We start from the raw sequence: 18,217 nt of genomic DNA, 5'->3' as shown, positions 1-18,217 counted from the left end.
ACACTCTCTTTATACTTGTAAAAAAGAACGACATCCGTCCAGAAACAGAGCTGCTGCAAAGGCAATTCGTTTGTTCAGATGTTCCTCGTTAAACTCCGGATTGAGCATGATGTCCATCTTTAGCCGGTCGAGAATCCCGATATAAGCTTCAGCGAGCAGAGCAGGCTCAGGTACGCCAGCCTTCTCTAATACCTCACGGACCATGCTCATATATTCATTCATAAAAGCCTTCATGAATTTCATCAGGTCGGGATCATTATTCGGTGCCATAAAAAACAGCTTGGTATGATTGCGACGCTCATAATAATACGTAAGATGAGTCTTGGCGATCGCACCAAGCTTATCCCCAGTACCCTGATGTGAGTTCAACGCCTGATCAAGGCGGCTGATAAAACCGTTGCAGTCCCGCTTGGATACGGCAATAAATAATTGTTCCTTGTTTTTGAAATATAAATAAATGGTGCCTTTCGCGATGCCCGCTTCGTCCGCAATATCGGACATTTTCGTCTCATAGAATCCTTTTGAACCGAAAATACCGTAAGCTGCATCCAGAATTGCCTCCGATTTGTCTCCCTGCACAGTGCTCAAATGCACTCCCTCCCTACAACGCCAAAATAATACCCAAACCGATCGCCAAACCTCCACCAATCACCGAGCTGAGCACGTTCACCAGATCATTACTCATCCAGGACCAGCCACGTGCTCGAACCGTTTTGTGTCCACAATGTTCATTTACCTCGACCTCACGGCCGCACACGGTACAACGATACATATACTGAACTGTTGCGCCCAGATAGGAATCAGCAAAAGCTCCTGCCAATCCACCTACAAGGCCGACAAACGTCCAGCTGAGCAAACTCAAGCCTTCAATCCCGGCAATCCAGGAAAAGAAGAACGCCCCCGCGCCGATCAAAGCTCCCCCTATGGCAGCAGCGAGTGTTCCAAGTAATGAAACACCTCCAGAGGTACCTGGGGTCAGCACCTTCCACGTCACGACAGAACGTGGCGGTTTACGGCTAAGACTTCCCCACTCGGTTGCCCATGTATCTGAAGTAACGGTAGCCATGACACCAATAAAAGCATACATCCAGGCCGGGTGTGGAAGGATCCAGTTCCCCAGAACCAGAAACATGCCGATTCCACCATTAGCCATGACTTGCCCCGCGTCACGATTGCCTGTCTTGGCATACGATTTCTCAAGCTCCTGTTTGCGATCCTTGCGAAATTTGGAGAACAGCGTTGAGGTAATGAAAAACAACAGCAGCGTTCCAAACCAGAACAGGTTGCCCGCTCCGTAATATATCGTACCCATCAGCACAGCCGCCAGGCAGCCGGACAGGGTTAGCGACTTCTTCGCGTAGGCAGCACCCGCAACAACAAAAGCGCACACGGCGCCAATAATCCAGTCCATAAGTTCTCCTGTATGTGGCAAATATATGGCCCACATGACGTTTTATATTTTTGAAATTCAATTATACCACGGTTTGATGCCAATGCCGAAACTGCCTATGACAGCATACAAAAAACCTGATCGGCAACTTTGAAAGCTACCAAATCAGGTGTACTGATACTGCGACAAAACGGATATGCGTGATCCTAGTTCCGTTTGACCAAGGATTAGATTACCTCACCTCAAGTTCCAGTTCAGACCCGCTTCGTCCCGCCAATTACACCATAACGGTAGAGCACGCTGCGGCCAAACCAATTGAACAACCGATCGGTGAGAAAGCCCATAAAGCCTAGGGAAATCAGGCCGACAAAGATCCAATCGGTGCGAAAGAATAATCGGGAATTCCAGATTAGATAACCCACACCTTCATTCGCTGCGATCATCTCTGCGCCGATAATGGCCATATAGGACGTTCCCATCGCTAGTCGCACTCCCGTGAAGATATACGGAGTCGTCGCTGGCACAACGACATGCAGCAAAATCTGCCATTCGTTCGCTCCCATACTGCGGGCTGACCGGATCTTGTCTTCTTCAATCGAGAGTACACCTGTCAGCGTGTTCAGCACAACGATGAAGAACGTTGCATACATGATGAGTGCAATCTTCGATTGCTCCCCGATGCCGAACCAGACTAGGAATAAGGTAATAAACGCAATCGGCGGAATAAAACGGATAAAGTTAAGGAAAGGTTCGGCAAACAGCCGAATCATATGAACCTTGCCGATAATAAGCCCTACCGGGATAGCTATCACGCTTCCAAGTACCCAACCTGCAAGCACACGTGTAAAACTAATGCCGATATACTGCATCAGTGTACCGTCAGCAATCAGTTCGCGAGCACCAAGGATCGTATCCCACGGACCAGGAATCACGTCTGGTCCATAGACCATGGCACCAAGCTGCCAGATCAGAATAACCGTCACCCATAATAGAGGGATAGACACCCACTTTTTCTCCAACCATCTCATTTAGTTATATTCACCTCAATTATTCTTCAAAATGGCTTTGAATCCGGTCATATAGGGTGTTGAACTCCGTTGAGGCCATGTTCCTCGGATAAGACAGAGCGTTGTCGTAAATGTCCGTGATCTTGGAGGAAGGCCCGACTGACATGATTCCGATCCGCTGCCCCAACAAGAGCGCCTCCTGAATATCATGGGTGACAAAAATAACAGTCTTGTGGGTTTCCTGCCAAATATTCACCAGCTCTTTCTGCATCGTACGCCGAGTCATTGCATCCAACGCTCCAAAGGGTTCATCCATCAACAGGATGGCCGAATCGTTGGCAAGCACCCGGGCTAATTGCACCCGCTGCTTCATGCCACCTGACAGTTCCTTCGGAAATTTGGCTTCATGACTGCCCAGTCCAACAAGGTCGATGTATCGGTCTGATATCGTACGTCGCTGAGACTTGGGCACCTTGGACATCCGAAGTCCAAACTCAACATTCTCTCTTACGGTAAGCCACGGGAAGAGAGAAGAATCAGCCTGCTGAAATACCATGGCCCGATCCTTGCCCGGCCTGTCAATCTCCTTATTATCCACCTTAAGCTGTCCGCCCGACTTGGAGATAAAGCCTGCAATCATATTTAGAAGCGTGGACTTGCCACATCCGCTGGGACCAAGCAGGACAAAGAATTCCCCACCCTTGATGACCAGATCGACATCCTTGATAATATAGTGTACATCCCCATGGGTGGGGGCATTGTATGTTTTTCGAAGCTGCTCGATACGAATCGTATGCTGATCTGCAGGTAAGGACATGAGAACACCTCCAACGCAATTTGCGAGTTATTTGCTGTAAGTCACTTTATCTGGCAGTGCTTGCTTCAGAAGCTCCAGATTTAATTTGCTATCGAGATAAAAATCCTGTGCGATGATTCCATTGTCCACCATATATTGCTTCTGTCCTGCCAGACTGTCATAGGCTGCCTGAGTAAATCCAACTTCCCATGGATTGATCGGCAAATCCTTCAATGTGGCCTCCTTAGGTTGCTTGGTTTCCTTATACATCAGGTCCGCAACCTCTTCAGGATGAGCCTGGGCATACAAGGAAGCTTCATTCAGTGCAGCGAGAAAACCACTCACCGTCTCAGGGTTCGCCTGGATGAACTCATTGCTTGCTACGAGCCCCATACCAAGGCGTACAGGAGTTTGGGACATATCGGTGAGTTGATGCACCCCCTCAAGCGCATCAAATTTATCGGTCAAGGCAGAACCAATGACCCATGTTGCATCTAGGTCGCCCTGCTTTAGTGCAATGTAGGATTCGTCAAATGCTCCCTGACCCACCTGGGTTACATCACTAAGTTCCAACCCCTGATCCTTCAAATATTCATCCCATAGATAAGGAATAAATGTACCGCGGATGAAACTTACTTTCTTACCCTTCAGATCCGCTCCATTTTGAATTTCGTTCTTGGCATAAAGCTTCCACGCACCTGCTGCTTCATTCGTAGCCTGACCTGCGGAAGCAATGATGGAATACTCCCCTTTCGCCAAAGCATTCAATACAGGAAAGTCAGCTCCGTAAGCAATATCCACCTGCTGGATAAATAGTGCATTTACACCTTCCGCCGGTGAACCAAACGTAATGCTGTCTGCTTCAATGCCACGAGCTGCAAAGAAACCTTTGGCAATGGCTACCCTGAACGTTGGATTAGTACTTGTATCTGCGATCCGGATTTTTACTTTTTTGGCCTCAGTGCCGGATGCGCCTTTTGCTTCGGATACCGATTCGTTTGCAGAACATCCCGATAATATCAATAACATGGATAAGAGCATCAATAATGCACCAGTTAAGGTGGAAGGTTTTTTCACAATATGCACCCCATTCGTTCTAATCATTGTTCGTCGCTCTTCGCCACCTTACTTGCCTTCATCTGACGTTGCCACACAGGCCGCACCTTCAACAAACGGCAGTGTTACCTCAACACTTACAACGGATGCAGAACCTTTGGGCGCTGCTCCCGGCACTCTGTAGGCGGACACATCAATCGCTTCAATGGCAACCTCCTGCGGCTTCTCCAGCTGTGGCACCCAGTGATAAGGCACGCGATACGAACGATAGACCATATTGGTGTTCCGTCCATCCTTATAAGGGGATATATATTCCCAAACCAGCTCATATTCGGATGTAACTTCGAACAGTCTGCCATTGGAGCCTTCGGTAATTAGTGTGTTTCCATTAGGCAAGCGCTGAGCGGAGCTGATATACGGACTATAAAATTTATAGGAATCCGTCGGAACAGAAAATCCGGCTTCTGCCGATGTATATTGCCAAACAATCTCCAGAGTCAGCGGATGGATCTCCAGCACTCGTGAATGATCGCGAACGGCGTGTTTCAAGCCATATGGTGAAGCCGGATTAGGTAGGCCATAACCGGCCCAGCCCCCATTGTCGAACACCAGCAGATTCCCCTCTCCAGGCAAGCCTTTAGGAATGATATGTGCATGATGCTGTCCTATAATGGTGCCGATATGCTTCACTTCAGGCAAAGAATAATCCGGTCCCAGTTTCCATACGATCCTTCCACTCTGTCTGTCCGTAATTGCGATAATATTTGCTTCTCTGGCATCCCAGATAATGTTATCCGGATGAAACCGTTCGTCTCCATTTTCATAGAAATGGTTTGGACCCACATAAGAAGCTGAATTGATATGAAGCCAATCGCCCACACCACCACCGAGATGTCCAAATGAGCGTGTGTTCGGATCACGGAACAGAACGTTACGGGCCGCTTCATCGAATCCCAACTCCTCAAAGTGCTCGTTCGGCAGCCATTCCCATAAAATATTTCCCTCCCAATCCACTTCTATAATCGCATCATCGAGCAAAGGCTTATCCGAGATGGACGGGTTGATCACATTTTTATGTGCAAGAATCAGTGTCCTCCCGCTCTGTGTCTTTGGTGCAAGCCCGGGAGCGTAATAGCCGACCGGATTGCCTTCGCGCTGGAAATCATGATGCTGACGAGCGTACCACAGCGGTTCATATCCCGGATCTTCAATGTGTTCATAGCTGTTGTACTTCCACACAATATTGCCTTCCCAATCCACCTGAACCAAATCGACGTTGTCCTGGATACCGAACTTCGGATCTCTTCGGCCTGTGCTGCCCAATACGAAGCCGCCAGGAAAGACCTTGGCCGGAAAGCCCAGCAGCCCTTTCCACAGGTGAACCTCCTTACCATTCATATCAATCAGTACAACCCCTTCCTCGCCTGCCTGATAGACGGTATAACCGCCCCAAGCTTTATCAGGGTTATATACGGTTGCTCCGGTTGGATATATTGTTGAGTGCCCCATTGATCATCTCTCCCTTGGATTGTTTGGTTTCACTATCTGATCAAACGTTAATAACTGAGATAATTACTCTTCCTGTTATGCTCGCTCTGCTTCTGTTCAGGGTCACTTTTGGTGAACGGATCATGCTCCTGCTTCCCGTTGTTCTCTGCCAATTCCAGCAGCGTATCCGAGAACCCCTCCAGATTCGCTAACACCCGCTCATAAAATTGGCTTTGCTGCTCCAGTTCCTCCGTCGTAAAGCCCTCAAACAGAAGCGTGATACATCGGGCACCGATATTGCTATTCCGAGCAAACATTTCCCGTCCACAGGCAGTAATGTCCAGCAAAACCGTCCGGCGGTCATCTTCCTTGCGTCTGCGGATCGTAAGCCCCTTTTTCTCCAACTTGTCTGTTAACGCGGTGATGGCACCTGAAGTAAAATCCAGTTGTTCGGCCAAATCGCCCAACCGCTGTTCCCCTTCTCGAATGATTTTGTGCAGGATGAGCATACCCGGTAAACTGACCCCCTCTACCGATATACGATCTCGTTCTTTCACGAATCGTCTGACCATTTTACGAAACAACCAATCTGTCTTTTCCAACGCTTCCCAATCCCTATCGCTCATTCCATCCTCCCTTTCCAGCTGAAACGGCAGCAAATACGAAAAAAGGCTCCCGCGGACATTCCATAGTGGAGTAGTCCCGGGAGCCTTTGGTGATCCAATCAGCTCGCTTTTATTCAATTTATTTCACTGTTCATTTAATGAGTGTTAAAATAATTGAGTTCATCATATAACCCACTAACCCAACCTGTCAAGTATGAATTTAAAATTTTTCGCTAGCCCGGTATCTATCCTATTTGAATTTACTTATCCGGTTTTAAGTTTCACTTCAGCTTTCCCGGTTACAATATCTTCAGAACGTTACATCAAGACCCGTTACGATTCAACTTGTACTTAACTATCGAAATGAGGATGACACATATGAACATCAAGCGCGTAATAATTGTAGGAACAATGGTTGTCACCATGTCCTTCGCCGGAACAGCCTGGGGCAGATCAGCTATATCCCCTATCCCCTTGGCGAAATGGTCCATCGTTAACATAGATACCAAAGACGAGAGCAAAGATGAATTGCTGAGTGCTCTGAATCAACAATCGGAAGACGATTTGTTTCAGAATCTGTATGCGGGTAAATCGCTGAGAATGATTGCGGATGAAAATGAGGGTGACCTCAACGAGGTTATCGCATTGCAAATAAGGCAGCTTAAGGAGCAATTAGATCAACGACTCGCAAATGGAAGTATTAGCTCGGAGCAGCACGCCGTGCAAAGCGGTGAACTGGAAGAGTTGGTAACGGCGAGTGCCCATGCCGCCTACAACTTGGCGTAAATGAAAAGTCCCATAGGCTAAGGCAGAGAATGCGGGCATGCCAAAAAGGAGCGTCGAGACGCCCCTCACCTATTTCATATTCACTCTAAGTAGGCAGGATTATGATGTACGGTGCTTACTGAATTGCTGCTGAAATCGTGCATTTGCCCAAGGACTCGCCGTCCCAGGCCAGTTCAAGCACATCTCCTGCTGCCGTTGGTCCAACACCTTCTGGTGTGCCTGTGAAGATGACATCTCCAGGCCCCAAGCCGTAATGATGACCTACATAATCCACAATGTCCTGTAGGCTGAAGATCATGTTACGAATATTGCCCCGTTGGACTTCGGCACCGTTCTTGGTGAGTGTAAAGTCTTTCTCAAGAAGTGCCTGAGCGCCGGGAAATGCCTGGAATGCAGTAATCGGAGCGGAGTTCTTGAACCCTTTGGCCGCTGTCCACGGATGCCCCTTTTTCTTGATAATCGTCTGTACGTCACGTAACGTAAAATCAATGCCAAACGCATACGCGTCAATCAATTCATCCACAGCCATACCCGGCTCAAAATCCCGGCCAATCTGAACGACAAGTTCAGCCTCATAATGTACTTCACCCTTTGTAGCAGGCAATTGAAGCGTATCACCATTCAAAGGCACGACCGCATGGGAAGGCTTCATAAAGATCATCGGTTCATCCGGAACCGCGTTGCCCAATTCTTCTGCATGAAGTTTATAATTTCGTCCTACACAGTATACATTGCGAATGTTTGTCAGCATCGGTTTACGACCACCTTTATCGGATTCATTAGCGTAGTTGGAGCATGTTCATCTTTTTATTACGGTCTGAAGAATCGGCTGCTCGTTTCCTGAAAAGCCTGTTCCCATACATCAGGTCGGTTCGTACATAACATTAGATCCGAGTCAATTGCCGCGAGCCGCTTCATGATAGTTTTGTCATCCACCGTCCATGCCATCACCTGAATACCCTCATTACGCATTTCCCGCATCAGCGATTTGTCTACATTTGTGTACCCGATCGAAAGAAAACTACAATTCATTTGGCGCAGCACTGCTGCCAGATCACCTGGCCGTGCATCAATAATCAACCCTGTTTTGAATTCCGGGGCCAGTTTCTTAACTTCAACCAGAGCCGTAGGTTCAAACGAAGTGATGACCACGTCATGCTGCATATGTCTCTTCCTTACCTCATGAATAACGGCTGTCGGCAGACCAGGATACATGTTTCCTTGAGTTTTCAGTTCGATATTCAAGCGAACTTTGCCACAGCAACGATCCAGCACTTCAGTAAGAGCGGGAACCCGTTCCCCTTTATAGGCTTTTCCTTTCCATGATCCCGCATCCAGCTGTTGTATATCTGACCAGTCCGTCTCTCGAACGAGTCCTTTACCGTTAGTCGTCCGATTCAACGTAAAGTCATGAATAACAACCGGAACACCATCACGCGACAACTGTACATCCAGCTCCATCCACTGAACTTCAGGTTGTTCCATGGCAAGCAGAAATGCAGCCATCGTATTTTCCGGTGCAGTGAACGAAAATCCGCGGTGTGCTACACAAAGGTTGTTCATTCCATCCCTCCTCCAAAAATAGACTTCAACTTGGTGATGCAACTCCATTCGCATCAAAACGAATACCTGGCGAAAGCTGCGTCATCTGCTCCAGCAGCAGTTTGTTAGCTTCATCCAACATCGGAATTGCCTGACCCAGCCCAGCCTCATAAGGAATAACCTTCATGCTGCATTTGGCTTCCTTACTACAGTTCGCCTGAAAAACCGCTGTTTTCCACGTTTCCTCTGTTGTTGATTTCGAGAAAATAAAGTTGCCTGTACTATATGCAATCCACTTGCCTTTGTAATACTCCACCCCTTGCAAGACATGGGGATGCCCGCCTATAACCAGATCAGCACCGGCATCTACAAATTCATGTGCCAGTCGAGTCTGATCATTATTCGGTGTGCTGACCCGTTCCTCTCCCCAATGTGCAACAACGATGACCAGGTCAGCCTTTTGACGGGCCTCCTGAATCGCCTTGACTGCACCTGTAGAATCGTAGGTTTCGGCAACACCTGCTCGATTACCTTCCGCTTTCCAACTCGCTTTCGGTACTACCCGGCTAAAACCCAGAAATGCAATTTTCATGCCCTTGCGTTCCAGATAAGCAGGTGTATATGCCTCATCCTGGTTCATTCCCGCACCAGCATGTGCAATACCATATTCCTTCAGATACGCCAGCGTATCGACCAGACCCTCAACGCCCTGATCAAGGATATGATTATTGGCCAGATTCACCGCATCAAAACCAGCTGAAGCCATGGCTGCGAGTGCTTTTGGCGAAGATTTGTATACATACGTTTTATCCAATGCATCAGTCCCATTAAGGGTTACAGGCGTTTCAAGGTTGCCGATCGTCAGATCATCGTTCTTGAACAGGTTACCAAGCTTCGCGAAGGGATAATCATACCCGTTCTTATCCAACAATTCAGCAACTTTTCCCGAGAACTGGATGTCCCCAACAAAGTTGATGGTTACATCGTTCGCCGAATTAGATGGCTGAGTCGCCCCAGTTCCTGTACCTTTGCTCCCCTTTGAGCCGGAAGAAGCGGGAGTATCCTTCGGTTTAGTCGTTCCTGTATCCGTCTTTCCATTTGCCTCGGAGCCTGTAGCATCCGTTTTTTCCTCACCCGACTTATCGTCGGAATTTTCAGCTACCTGTTCATCAGAACCATCCGATCCTTCAGTTGGAGTATTACCTGCCTGCGAATCCGTATCAGGTGAACTTACCTGATCACCGCCCTTAGCACCCTCTTCATTCACAGGCTCCTGATTCACAACCGTTTCTTTCCCTTCCGGGTCAACTTGCTGTTCCTTCATGCCTACTGCGTAATAGAGGCAGACGAGTCCAATGGCCACGATCAATACCAGATTAATGATCCAGACCAACCGTTTGCGGGCACGTTTTACTTTTTTCTTCTGTACACTTCGTTTTGATCTTGGGGGATACATAGGCAACTCCTCTTCTTCACAGCAATCCTTATCATATTATATCAGGCATATTCTGGATTTCCATAATTCCTTGGAACTGTAAGCATAGAAAGAATTCACTTCTCTCTGCTTTTCACGTTTTGGCTTAAAAAAAAGGCTGTCTCCGCTGTAGAATATCTCTACGTTTGAGACAGCCATGTACGTTAATTATTGTGCAGCAAGTAATTGCGTAGCTTGAACTGACATTTCTTTCGCCTGTCTAATGCAGTCAGGCAACCCTACACCTTCATAACCTGCACCCGCAATGTATACCCCCGGCAATTTGCTGCCAAGCTCCTCCCGGAGTGCTGCAATCTGCTGCAGATGACCTACCGGATATTGCGGCATGGATTTGCGAAGCCGAGTAATTTCCGAGAAGATCGGAACAGCCTCTACGCCCATCGTTTCACGCAAATCCTTGAGTACCAGATCCGTCAGCGCATCATCCGGGAGTTCCACGTTCTGCTCGTCTCCCGAACGGCCAACATAGCAACGAAGCAGTACTTTATCATCCGGGCTGGTATGCAGCCACTTGGTTGATGTCCAAGTACACGCTGTAATATTGCGGCCTTCCTTGCGCGGAACGAGGAAACCGGACCCATCAAATACGTGTTCGATATCTTTTTTCTCAAAAGCTAGCACCACATTCGCTACCGATACGTAGTTAATCGCATCCAGAGCCGTTGTATCCACGTGGGGCTGTAGCAGTTCGGATGCAACATACGTAGGCACGGTAATGACAACATCATCCGCCTCAAGTTGCTCTCCGTTATCCAGTTGAATGCTGTATCTGGCCTGATCTCCAGACAGAACCTCCAGCGATTGCACGGAAGTATTCAGACGTTGATCCACATCCTGCAATTCATGAACAAGCGCGTGAACGAGGCTCTGCAATCCTTGACGGAAGTTCAAAAAAGCACTTCTCTTCGTTCCCGTATGGGTCTCTGCCGGTTTACGGCCTGTCATCATTCCCCGAATCAAACTACCATAATCCCGCTCCACCTCGCCGAATTGCGGAAAGGTTGCCTGAAGACTCAATCGTCGCATATCACCTGCATAAATGCCTGCAAGCAACGGCTCAGTGAGGTTTTCCAGCACTTCCGCTCCAAGGCGGCGCTCAATCATATAACCAAGCGATTCATCCTCCGTGGTGCGACGGGGAGGGATGATAAAATCCATTAGTGCCCGCAGCTTGCCTGCCGGAGATACAAGACCGCTTCTCAGAAACGGTCTCAACTCCGTCGGAATACCGAGTACGAGTCCTGCCGGCATAGGATGTAACTTGCCACGCTGCATGATGTACGTTTTTTTGGATTCCGGATTTTGACTGACCAGCTCATGATCAATCTCCAGCTCTTTAGCCAAGTCAATCATCGCCGTTTTGCGGGCAAGGAAAGAATCCGGCCCCTTCTCAATGACAAAACCATCCCGGTGCAGCGTCTCAATCATGCCACCCATGGAAGAACTCTTCTCCACCAGGGTAATTACGGGTTCAACCCCTGCTTCCCGGTAATGCTTCCGGATATAAAATGCCGCGCTTAGGCCGGTCAGACCTCCGCCGACAACAACAACACGACGTTTATGGTCTTCCATTACACATCCGTTCCTTGCTGCCATTGGTTAATAATGACGTCACTTAACGTTTCCATGTAAAGTGGGTCGCTATTAAGAGAATCGATACGCATGAGGCGCATGTCGATCTCTTTGGCAATCGCTTTGGCCTCAATATCAAGATCATAGAGCACTTCCAGATGATCCGATACGAATCCAATTGGTGCTACAAGCACATCTTCTACCTGTTCACGAGCAAGATCCTGAAGCGTGTCCAGAATATCAGGGCCCAGCCATGGCTCCGCCGTCCGCCCGGCACTTTGCCACGTAAACTGCCAGTTGGTAATTCCTAAACGCGAAGCAATAACTTCCGAAGTCTCCAGCAGTTGCTGCGGATATGGATCACCGATATCCACAATTCGCGCAGGCAGACTGTGCGCGCTGAACAACACTCGTACATCCCCACGTTTGGCTCCCGCTTCCTCAAAAGCATCCAATTTGGCGCTAACACGTGTGGAGAGAGCTTGAATTAATTTCGGATGCAGGTGGTAACTCTCAATAAAGGACATCTGGATTCCTAGTTCTTCCGCTTTCTCACGAGCGCGCTTGATGTAGCTCCCTACACTCATCGTGGAGAAATGCGGTGCCAGTACGATGCCTATTGCAGTCTGAATTCCATCCTTCGCCATCTGTTCCACGCCATCCTCAATGAACGGATACGCATGCTTTAACCCTTGATAACAACGGAATTCAACTACATTGGAACGATCATCCTTGTTTAACGTCTCCTGAAGGGCCTTAACCTGATTATCCGTGTTTTCTCGAAGAGGGAATACACCCCCAACGATCGCTTCATAACGGTCGGTCAGTTCTTTCAGTTGTTCCGGTTCAGGCGGACGTCCTCTCCGGATATGTGTGTAATACGCTTCAATACTTTCCATATTCTCAGGTGTGCCATACGACATCACAAGTACACCAACCGTATTAGTCATTAGTAACCGTCACCCCAGTCTTCAATGCTTCAGCAGAATATTCATGAATATACGCCGTGAGTTCTTTTAATTTATCCAAAGATGCTTCAGGAAATAGTCCATGCCCCAGGTTAAAAATATACCCTGGCTCTTTGATGCCTTCGTCAATAATCAATTTGGCATGCTGCTTGATCAGATCCATCGGTGCAGTCAGCACATAAGGGTCCAAATTGCCTTGCACAGCAAATTTTCCGCCCAGTCGTTTACGTCCCTCCGAGATCGATACTCTCCAATCCAACCCAATCACATCAGCTTGCAGATCATGCAGGGTTGGCAGCAATTCACCAGAAGCGACACCCGGGAAATAAATTTTCGGTACATTCAAATCCGATAATTCGGTAAAGATACGAGTAATCGTCGGCAACACATACGTTCTAAAGTCGTTTGGCGAAAGCGCGCCTACCCAGCTGTCGAACAGTTGGAATGCCTTGCCGCCGTTCGCAATGTGTGCACGGACATATGTAATCACCATATCGCCCAGTTTTTGCATCAATTTATGCCACACTTCCGGTTCACTGTACATCATCGTTTTGGTCCGTATGTACCCTTTGGACGGTCGACCTTCAATCAAATAGCTGGCGATAGTAAAAGGAGCACCTGCAAACGTAATCAGTGGTACATCGAGTTCCTTGTCCAGAATTCGAATCGTCTCCAGAATATGAGACAGATCTCCTTCCACATCAATGGGACGCAAACGATCCACATCTGCCGCTGTGCGGATTGGATTGTCTATAACAGGTCCAATATTTTTAACAATATCAAAATCTATACCGAGGGAAGCAACCGGATTCATAATATCGGAGTACAAAATAGCCGCATCCACACCAAGTTTACGTACCGGCATGAGTGTAACTTCAGCTGCAAGCTCAGGTTGACGGCAAATTTCGAGCAAAGAATACTTTTCCTTAATCTTGCGATATTCGGGATCATAACGCCCAGCCTGACGCATGTACCACACGGGAACACGGTCCACCTGCTGTTTGAAGCTGGCCTGAATCAGACGATCATTATAGCTCATGTAAGAAGCCTCCAATAGTTTTTGGACTCATAAATAACATTATGCCCTTTTTGAAGAGCGGTAACAACCACGTGTCGATCTGTTCCGATGACAATACTATGACATTCCTTACATCCCCTCATTCATATGCCAATTATGTTATAATGAAAGAATCGTGTTTTTTTGAAACGTTTCAGAAACGATTGGAAAGGAAGTGAAAGCACTTTGAAAACGTGGAAAGTAAACCTCATTGTGCTTTGGTTTGGACAATTCCTGGTCAATGCGGGCATGACCATGATAACCCCTTTTTTGGCCCTTTATCTTGCCAGGGATCTTGGCGTGGTTGGTGAGCATGAAATTGGCATATGGGCGGGATTTATATTTGCTGCCAACTTCCTCACCTCATTTTTGTTCCAACCCTTGTGGGGCAAACTGTCCGACAAATACGGCCGAAAAATTATGTTGCTGCGTTCCGGATTCGGGATGGCAATTGTTATCGCCTTGATGGGTTTTGCACAGAACCCGTGGCAGCTTCTTTTGTTACGGCTGCTCAACGGCACGATCTCCGGCTTCAACCCGGCTGCCGTTGCTCTGATCTCGGGCACAACCCCGAAGGATCGTATGGGTTTCGCCATGGGCATCAGTCAGTCCGGTCAGGTGGCCGGTACGATTCTGGGTCCGCTGATCGGTGGTTTGCTCGCTGATGCAGTGGGCTTCCGCCCTATCTTCTATATTACAGGCGGACTGATCTTCGTGGCTTCAATGCTCGCCATGTTCCTCGTCAGGGAGAAGTTCGACCGCAAAGAAGCGGCCAAACTGCCGGAACAATCCGTATTGTCCGGTTTGAAGGAACTGAACAAGTCACCCCAGTTGCCTGCGTTGTTCGCTGTAACGTTCCTGTTGCAATTTGCCATGATCAGCCCGATGTCACTCTTGCCGTTGTATGTACAGAAATTACATGCTTCGGATGTCAATGTGGCCTTCTGGGCAGGGCTTGTCGGCGCAGTCACGGGACTATCCAACATGGCCATGTCCCCAATTCTCGGGAAGCTCAGTGACAGGATAGGTTCACACAAGGTACTTACATTCTCTCTTATAGGGACCGGGCTTATGCTTATCCCTCAAGCATTCGTGCAGACGGTATGGCAGCTCATCATCGTCCGGTTCATGATGGGTGTGTTCATGGGCGGGCTGCTTCCAAGTGTCAACGCGCTCATTCGCTCCTATACGCCAGATAGCATGATTAGCCGGGCGTTCAGCTTTAATACAAGCACACTTGCGCTGGGTAACATGCTTGGAGCTGTAATCGGCGGCTTTATGGCCGGGTTTATTGGCATCGAAGGACTGTTCATCGTTTCCGGTGGACTGTTGTTGCTCAACATGGTGTGGGTGAGACTCAAACTGTACAAAAAACCTCCTCTGATCAGAGAATCCTGAAGCTTCGAACTATAAAGAGGATATTTGTTCTTAAAAATTGTTCTTAAAAAGCCGCTTTCAGCGCCCATTGGGCATTGAAAGCGGCTTTTGGTATTTTTTATATTCAATTGGACTAACCCTCAACGTTGATTCATTGATTCTGATGGCTTGCGAATTGAATCGGGTATTCTTTCACACCAAATACAAAGGCACTTTGAATCGGCTGCAGAACGGTTCCCGGTTCAAGCTGAATGTCTTCCATTTGCCGAAGCATCGTCTGAAGTACAACCCTTGCTTCAAGCCGTGCAAGCGGCGCACCAAGACAAAAGTGAATACCAAACCCAAAACCCATATGTCTGTTCGGTTTGCGGTCAGGCACAAACTCCTCTGCCTGTTCAAATTTAGCACTGTCCCGGTTGGCCGATCCTACCCAGGAAATCACCTGCTCCCCTGCCTGGATCGTTTGACCGTTCAATTCTACAGTTTCTTTGGCAATACGCCCAATAGCCACAATCGGCGGATAATAGCGTAATGTTTCCTCTACCGCAGAGGGAATAAGTTCAGGTTGCTCTCGCAGCTGCTGCTGAAGCTCAGGCTTTTCTGACAGAATACGTACGGCATTGGTAATCAGATTGGTCGTCGTTTCATTGCCGGCAGCAAGTAATAATATGCAAAATCCGACCACTTCCTCTGCGGTCAGCTTCTCCCCTTCAATCTCCGCAGCCAGCAGCAAAGAGATCAGATCATCCTTTGGCCGCTGACGTCTTTCTTCCATAATGGCCGTGAAGTAGCTCGCCAGTTCCTGTTGATTACGTCTCTTTTCTTCCATCAACTCCTGGAAAGCTTCATCACTGTCATCCCGCGCACCCTTTACCAGTGCATCAGACCAGTCTTTGAACTTCTGGCGATCTGCGGCAGGGACTCCAATCAATTCAGCGATCACAATGACCGGAAGCGGAGTGGCAAGATCGTCGATAAGCCGCATACGACCTTCTGAAATATGTGGAGTCAGTAACTCATCCGCAATTTCCTGAATACGCGGAGCCAATGCTTCGATTGCTTTTGGTGTAAACGCCTGATTAACCAGATCCCGCAGTTGCTTGTGCTTCGGCGGATCGGTAGTGAGCATACTGGCGTTAGCACGATCACGTTCAGAAGAAAACAGTTTTGGATTTTTCAACACATATTGCACATCATCATAACCGAAAACATCCCAGCATTCTCGATGGTTGTCATAGCGGACTGGAGTGTTGTCACGAAGCTCAGCGTACACCTGGAAGGGAGATAATTGTTGTTCCACCCCTTCCAGTTCCCGGATCGGAATGTAATTGGCATACTTTCTCGGTGCTCGGTTCATCGTTTCTCCTCCAATCATTAATATATATTTATTTACATATTGAAATCACCATATATTATAGACTCAACGCGAAGTCCATACAAATATTTGGCAATAATTGAGCCTCTTTTCCTAGAACGCATTACAAAAATCGTCAAGTTTTGCTAACATATTCGGTCCGATATCCGTTTTGTATAAGATCACTTCTGCTATGGACGCTCCTGCAATACTTTCCCCAAAAACCTTTCTAAATTTTATCAGGACAAAAGACTCATATGTAATAAAATATGACATATAAACTCTTTTTAATATGCTTTTATATAGTTCTTCCTCTTTATACCTCTTCTCATATTTATCCATAAAACCTTATAAATAAGCTATATACTCTACATATCTATCAATGTAACCGATTACTCTACCTATATCTATAATTGTCATATTATTTAACATGAAATACAATCGTTTTAATTCATATACATATAAACATCAATAAACATCACACGAAACTAACCTGAAGGAGAGTGCTTTTCATGAAAAAAACTTCAAATCTTCGTCCTTGGGCTGTATGGAGTACAGCTGCTTTGACAGCTCTAACCATCTCCCTGTCCCCAATCGGAACCTATGCAGCTCAGGCAGCTACGGTAGAAGTGAGCGGTACAACCAGTGCAGTTCAGACCACATCATCCACTCCGGCTCGCAATACGACCATCCCTGCTCTATCGGATTCGTTCAAACAATCCGCTCTGCCTAATGTTCTGGTCATTGGAACGGGTGGTACGATCGCAGGTCAATCCGAGGATGCGACCAGCTTCCAGAACTATAAGGCGGGTACACTCCCGATCGGGGAAATGGTCGACGCCTTACCGGACAAACAGAAGATTGCAGATGTTAGCACACTCCAATTCGGAAATTCAGGTTCAGGATCTTATACTATGGCTGATCTCTATGACCTGTCACAGACAGTAGACAAGGCTCTGGCTCAATATGACAGCGTTGTAGTTACCACCGGTACAGATACCATGGAGGAGATCGCCTACTTCCTTGACATGACCGTTCAAAGTGATAAACCTGTTGTCATTACAGGGTCCATGCGCCCTTGGACGGTTATCGGCTCGGATGCACAAGCCAATCTGTACAACGCCATCAAGCTCGCAGGCAGCGGACGCACCACTTCATTTGGGACCGTGCTGATGTTGAACGATACCATTCAACTGGCACGCGGAGTGACCAAAACGAATGATTATCGAACAGATACGTTCGAAACTCCGATGCTTGGTGCAGTAGGTTATATTGATGAAGAAAATATTCGAATTTACCGTGCTCCTGCACGCGCCTTGAAGCCTGAAGGTACATTGAAGCCGGCATTTGATCTGAGCAAAATCACGAAGGCAGATCTCGCCAAAGTGGAAATTGCGGTTTCCTATCAGGAAGCTGGTGGAGAAGCCATTGAAGGATTTGTTCGTGGCGGAGCCAAAGGAATCGTAACGTCCGGTACCGGAGCAGGCGGGATTTCGAAAGCCATGGGACAAGCCCGTACTAAAGCAGTGGAGGATGGCGTAATCTTCGTAACGACCACTCGGACAGGTTCAGGCAGTGTATATGGCGGAGGGAAAGGCGTTATCGCTGGTGACAACCTGAGTCCTCAGCAAGCACGCATTTTGCTCATGCTCGGGTTATCCTTCAGCGATGATTTCGATACAATCAAAAAATGGTTCGAGACTTACGGAACGCCGGAAGTTTAA

17 protein-coding genes are annotated in these 18,217 nt (G+C 47.7%); 3 read left to right on the top strand and 14 right to left on the bottom strand.

Annotated elements, in window-relative coordinates; translation table 11 throughout:
* Positions 1-9: 9 nt before the first annotated feature.
* The 7 genes from P5G61_RS06685 to P5G61_RS06655 form a co-directional block, all read right to left on the bottom strand.
* Positions 10-588, bottom strand: a complete 579-nt coding sequence (locus P5G61_RS06685) for a TetR/AcrR family transcriptional regulator (protein WP_301245662.1) — start codon at positions 586-588, stop codon at positions 10-12.
* Between the two features lie 13 nt (positions 589-601).
* Positions 602-1,411 (bottom strand): DUF92 domain-containing protein, encoded by an 810-nt coding sequence (locus P5G61_RS06680; RefSeq protein ID WP_301245660.1) that lies wholly within the window; start codon positions 1,409-1,411, stop codon positions 602-604.
* 233 nt (positions 1,412-1,644) lie between these two features.
* Positions 1,645-2,418 carry an ABC transporter permease gene (locus P5G61_RS06675; protein ID WP_301245658.1) on the bottom strand — a complete coding sequence of 258 codons (774 nt, stop codon included), beginning with the start codon at positions 2,416-2,418 and terminating at the stop codon, positions 1,645-1,647.
* Between the two features lie 19 nt (positions 2,419-2,437).
* Positions 2,438-3,214, bottom strand: a complete 777-nt coding sequence (locus tag P5G61_RS06670) for an ABC transporter ATP-binding protein (protein ID WP_301245656.1) — start codon at positions 3,212-3,214, stop codon at positions 2,438-2,440.
* Positions 3,215-3,241: 27 nt separating this feature from the next.
* On the bottom strand, positions 3,242-4,297 hold the full coding sequence (locus tag P5G61_RS06665) for an ABC transporter substrate-binding protein (RefSeq protein WP_301245654.1): 1,056 nt from the start codon (positions 4,295-4,297) through the stop codon (positions 3,242-3,244).
* 21 nt (positions 4,298-4,318) lie between these two features.
* Entirely contained in the window at positions 4,319-5,758 is a 1,440-nt protein-coding gene (locus P5G61_RS06660; RefSeq protein ID WP_301245651.1) for an aryl-sulfate sulfotransferase, read from the bottom strand.
* Positions 5,759-5,805: 47 nt separating this feature from the next.
* Complete coding sequence (locus P5G61_RS06655; RefSeq protein ID WP_301245650.1) at positions 5,806-6,363, bottom strand: MarR family winged helix-turn-helix transcriptional regulator; 558 nt, start codon at positions 6,361-6,363, stop codon at positions 5,806-5,808.
* Positions 6,364-6,720: 357 nt separating this feature from the next.
* Here P5G61_RS06655 and P5G61_RS06650 point away from each other — a divergent pair, with 357 nt between their 5' ends.
* A complete protein-coding gene (locus tag P5G61_RS06650; RefSeq protein ID WP_301245648.1) occupies positions 6,721-7,128 on the top strand; it encodes a hypothetical protein in 408 nt (135 codons plus the stop codon).
* Between the two features lie 115 nt (positions 7,129-7,243).
* Here the strand turns inward: P5G61_RS06650 and P5G61_RS06645 are convergent, their stop codons facing one another.
* From P5G61_RS06645 to hemE, 6 genes are all read right to left on the bottom strand, one after another.
* Positions 7,244-7,879, bottom strand: a complete 636-nt coding sequence (locus P5G61_RS06645; RefSeq protein WP_301245646.1) for a fumarylacetoacetate hydrolase family protein — start codon at positions 7,877-7,879, stop codon at positions 7,244-7,246.
* 59 nt (positions 7,880-7,938) lie between these two features.
* A complete protein-coding gene (locus P5G61_RS06640) occupies positions 7,939-8,691 on the bottom strand; it encodes a glycerophosphodiester phosphodiesterase (protein ID WP_301245644.1) in 753 nt (250 codons plus the stop codon).
* Between the two features lie 25 nt (positions 8,692-8,716).
* A complete protein-coding gene (locus P5G61_RS06635; RefSeq protein ID WP_301245642.1) occupies positions 8,717-10,126 on the bottom strand; it encodes a CapA family protein in 1,410 nt (469 codons plus the stop codon).
* 186 nt (positions 10,127-10,312) lie between these two features.
* Positions 10,313-11,737: a protoporphyrinogen oxidase gene (gene hemY, locus P5G61_RS06630; protein ID WP_301245640.1), complete on the bottom strand. Its 1,425-nt coding sequence runs from the start codon at positions 11,735-11,737 to the stop codon at positions 10,313-10,315.
* A complete protein-coding gene (gene hemH, locus P5G61_RS06625; RefSeq protein ID WP_301245638.1) occupies positions 11,737-12,687 on the bottom strand; it encodes a ferrochelatase in 951 nt (316 codons plus the stop codon). Before hemH ends, hemY begins: the two co-directional genes overlap by 1 nt.
* Positions 12,680-13,744 (bottom strand): uroporphyrinogen decarboxylase, encoded by a 1,065-nt coding sequence (gene hemE / locus P5G61_RS06620; protein WP_079345654.1) that lies wholly within the window; start codon positions 13,742-13,744, stop codon positions 12,680-12,682. Before hemE ends, hemH begins: the two co-directional genes overlap by 8 nt.
* A 204-nt stretch (positions 13,745-13,948) precedes the next feature.
* On the opposite strand from hemE, the gene P5G61_RS06615 reads away from it, so the two are divergent.
* Positions 13,949-15,160, top strand: coding sequence for an MFS transporter (locus P5G61_RS06615; protein ID WP_301245635.1), 1,212 nt, complete (start codon positions 13,949-13,951; stop codon positions 15,158-15,160).
* A gap of 130 nt (positions 15,161-15,290) precedes the next feature.
* On the opposite strand, the gene P5G61_RS06610 is transcribed toward P5G61_RS06615, so the two are convergent.
* Entirely contained in the window at positions 15,291-16,496 is a 1,206-nt protein-coding gene (locus tag P5G61_RS06610) for a cytochrome P450 (protein WP_301245633.1), read from the bottom strand.
* Between the two features lie 509 nt (positions 16,497-17,005).
* Between P5G61_RS06610 and P5G61_RS06605 the strand changes: the two genes are divergently transcribed.
* Positions 17,006-18,217: an asparaginase gene (locus P5G61_RS06605; protein WP_024629207.1), complete on the top strand. Its 1,212-nt coding sequence runs from the start codon at positions 17,006-17,008 to the stop codon at positions 18,215-18,217.

The sequence above is a fragment of the Paenibacillus vandeheii genome (genome assembly GCF_030433635.1).
Lineage (GTDB): Bacteria > Bacillota > Bacilli > Paenibacillales > Paenibacillaceae > Paenibacillus > Paenibacillus vandeheii.
Note: the sequence above shows the minus strand (reverse complement) of the source record. Positions and strands in the feature narration are given on the sequence as shown.

What these genes read in the sequence shown, in the direction of transcription:
- P5G61_RS06680 (WP_301245660.1), bottom strand. Translation starts at nt 1,411, where the DNA reads ATGGACTGGATTATTGGCGCCGTGTGCGCTTTTGTTGTTGCGGGTGCT.
- P5G61_RS06675 (WP_301245658.1), bottom strand. Translation starts at nt 2,418, where the DNA reads ATGAGATGGTTGGAGAAAAAGTGGGTGTCTATCCCTCTATTATGGGTG.
- P5G61_RS06670 (WP_301245656.1), bottom strand. Translation starts at nt 3,214, where the DNA reads ATGTCCTTACCTGCAGATCAGCATACGATTCGTATCGAGCAGCTTCGA.
- P5G61_RS06665 (WP_301245654.1), bottom strand. Translation starts at nt 4,297, where the DNA reads ATGATTAGAACGAATGGGGTGCATATTGTGAAAAAACCTTCCACCTTA.
- P5G61_RS06660 (WP_301245651.1), bottom strand. Translation starts at nt 5,758, where the DNA reads ATGGGGCACTCAACAATATATCCAACCGGAGCAACCGTATATAACCCT.
- P5G61_RS06655 (WP_301245650.1), bottom strand. Translation starts at nt 6,363, where the DNA reads ATGAGCGATAGGGATTGGGAAGCGTTGGAAAAGACAGATTGGTTGTTT.
- P5G61_RS06650 (WP_301245648.1), top strand. Translation starts at nt 6,721, where the DNA reads ATGAACATCAAGCGCGTAATAATTGTAGGAACAATGGTTGTCACCATG.
- P5G61_RS06645 (WP_301245646.1), bottom strand. Translation starts at nt 7,879, where the DNA reads ATGCTGACAAACATTCGCAATGTATACTGTGTAGGACGAAATTATAAA.
- P5G61_RS06640 (WP_301245644.1), bottom strand. Translation starts at nt 8,691, where the DNA reads ATGAACAACCTTTGTGTAGCACACCGCGGATTTTCGTTCACTGCACCG.
- P5G61_RS06635 (WP_301245642.1), bottom strand. Translation starts at nt 10,126, where the DNA reads ATGTATCCCCCAAGATCAAAACGAAGTGTACAGAAGAAAAAAGTAAAA.
- hemY (WP_301245640.1), bottom strand. Translation starts at nt 11,737, where the DNA reads ATGGAAGACCATAAACGTCGTGTTGTTGTTGTCGGCGGAGGTCTGACC.
- hemH (WP_301245638.1), bottom strand. Translation starts at nt 12,687, where the DNA reads ATGACTAATACGGTTGGTGTACTTGTGATGTCGTATGGCACACCTGAG.
- hemE (WP_079345654.1), bottom strand. Translation starts at nt 13,744, where the DNA reads ATGAGCTATAATGATCGTCTGATTCAGGCCAGCTTCAAACAGCAGGTG.
- P5G61_RS06610 (WP_301245633.1), bottom strand. Translation starts at nt 16,496, where the DNA reads ATGAACCGAGCACCGAGAAAGTATGCCAATTACATTCCGATCCGGGAA.
- P5G61_RS06605 (WP_024629207.1), top strand. Translation starts at nt 17,006, where the DNA reads ATGAAAAAAACTTCAAATCTTCGTCCTTGGGCTGTATGGAGTACAGCT.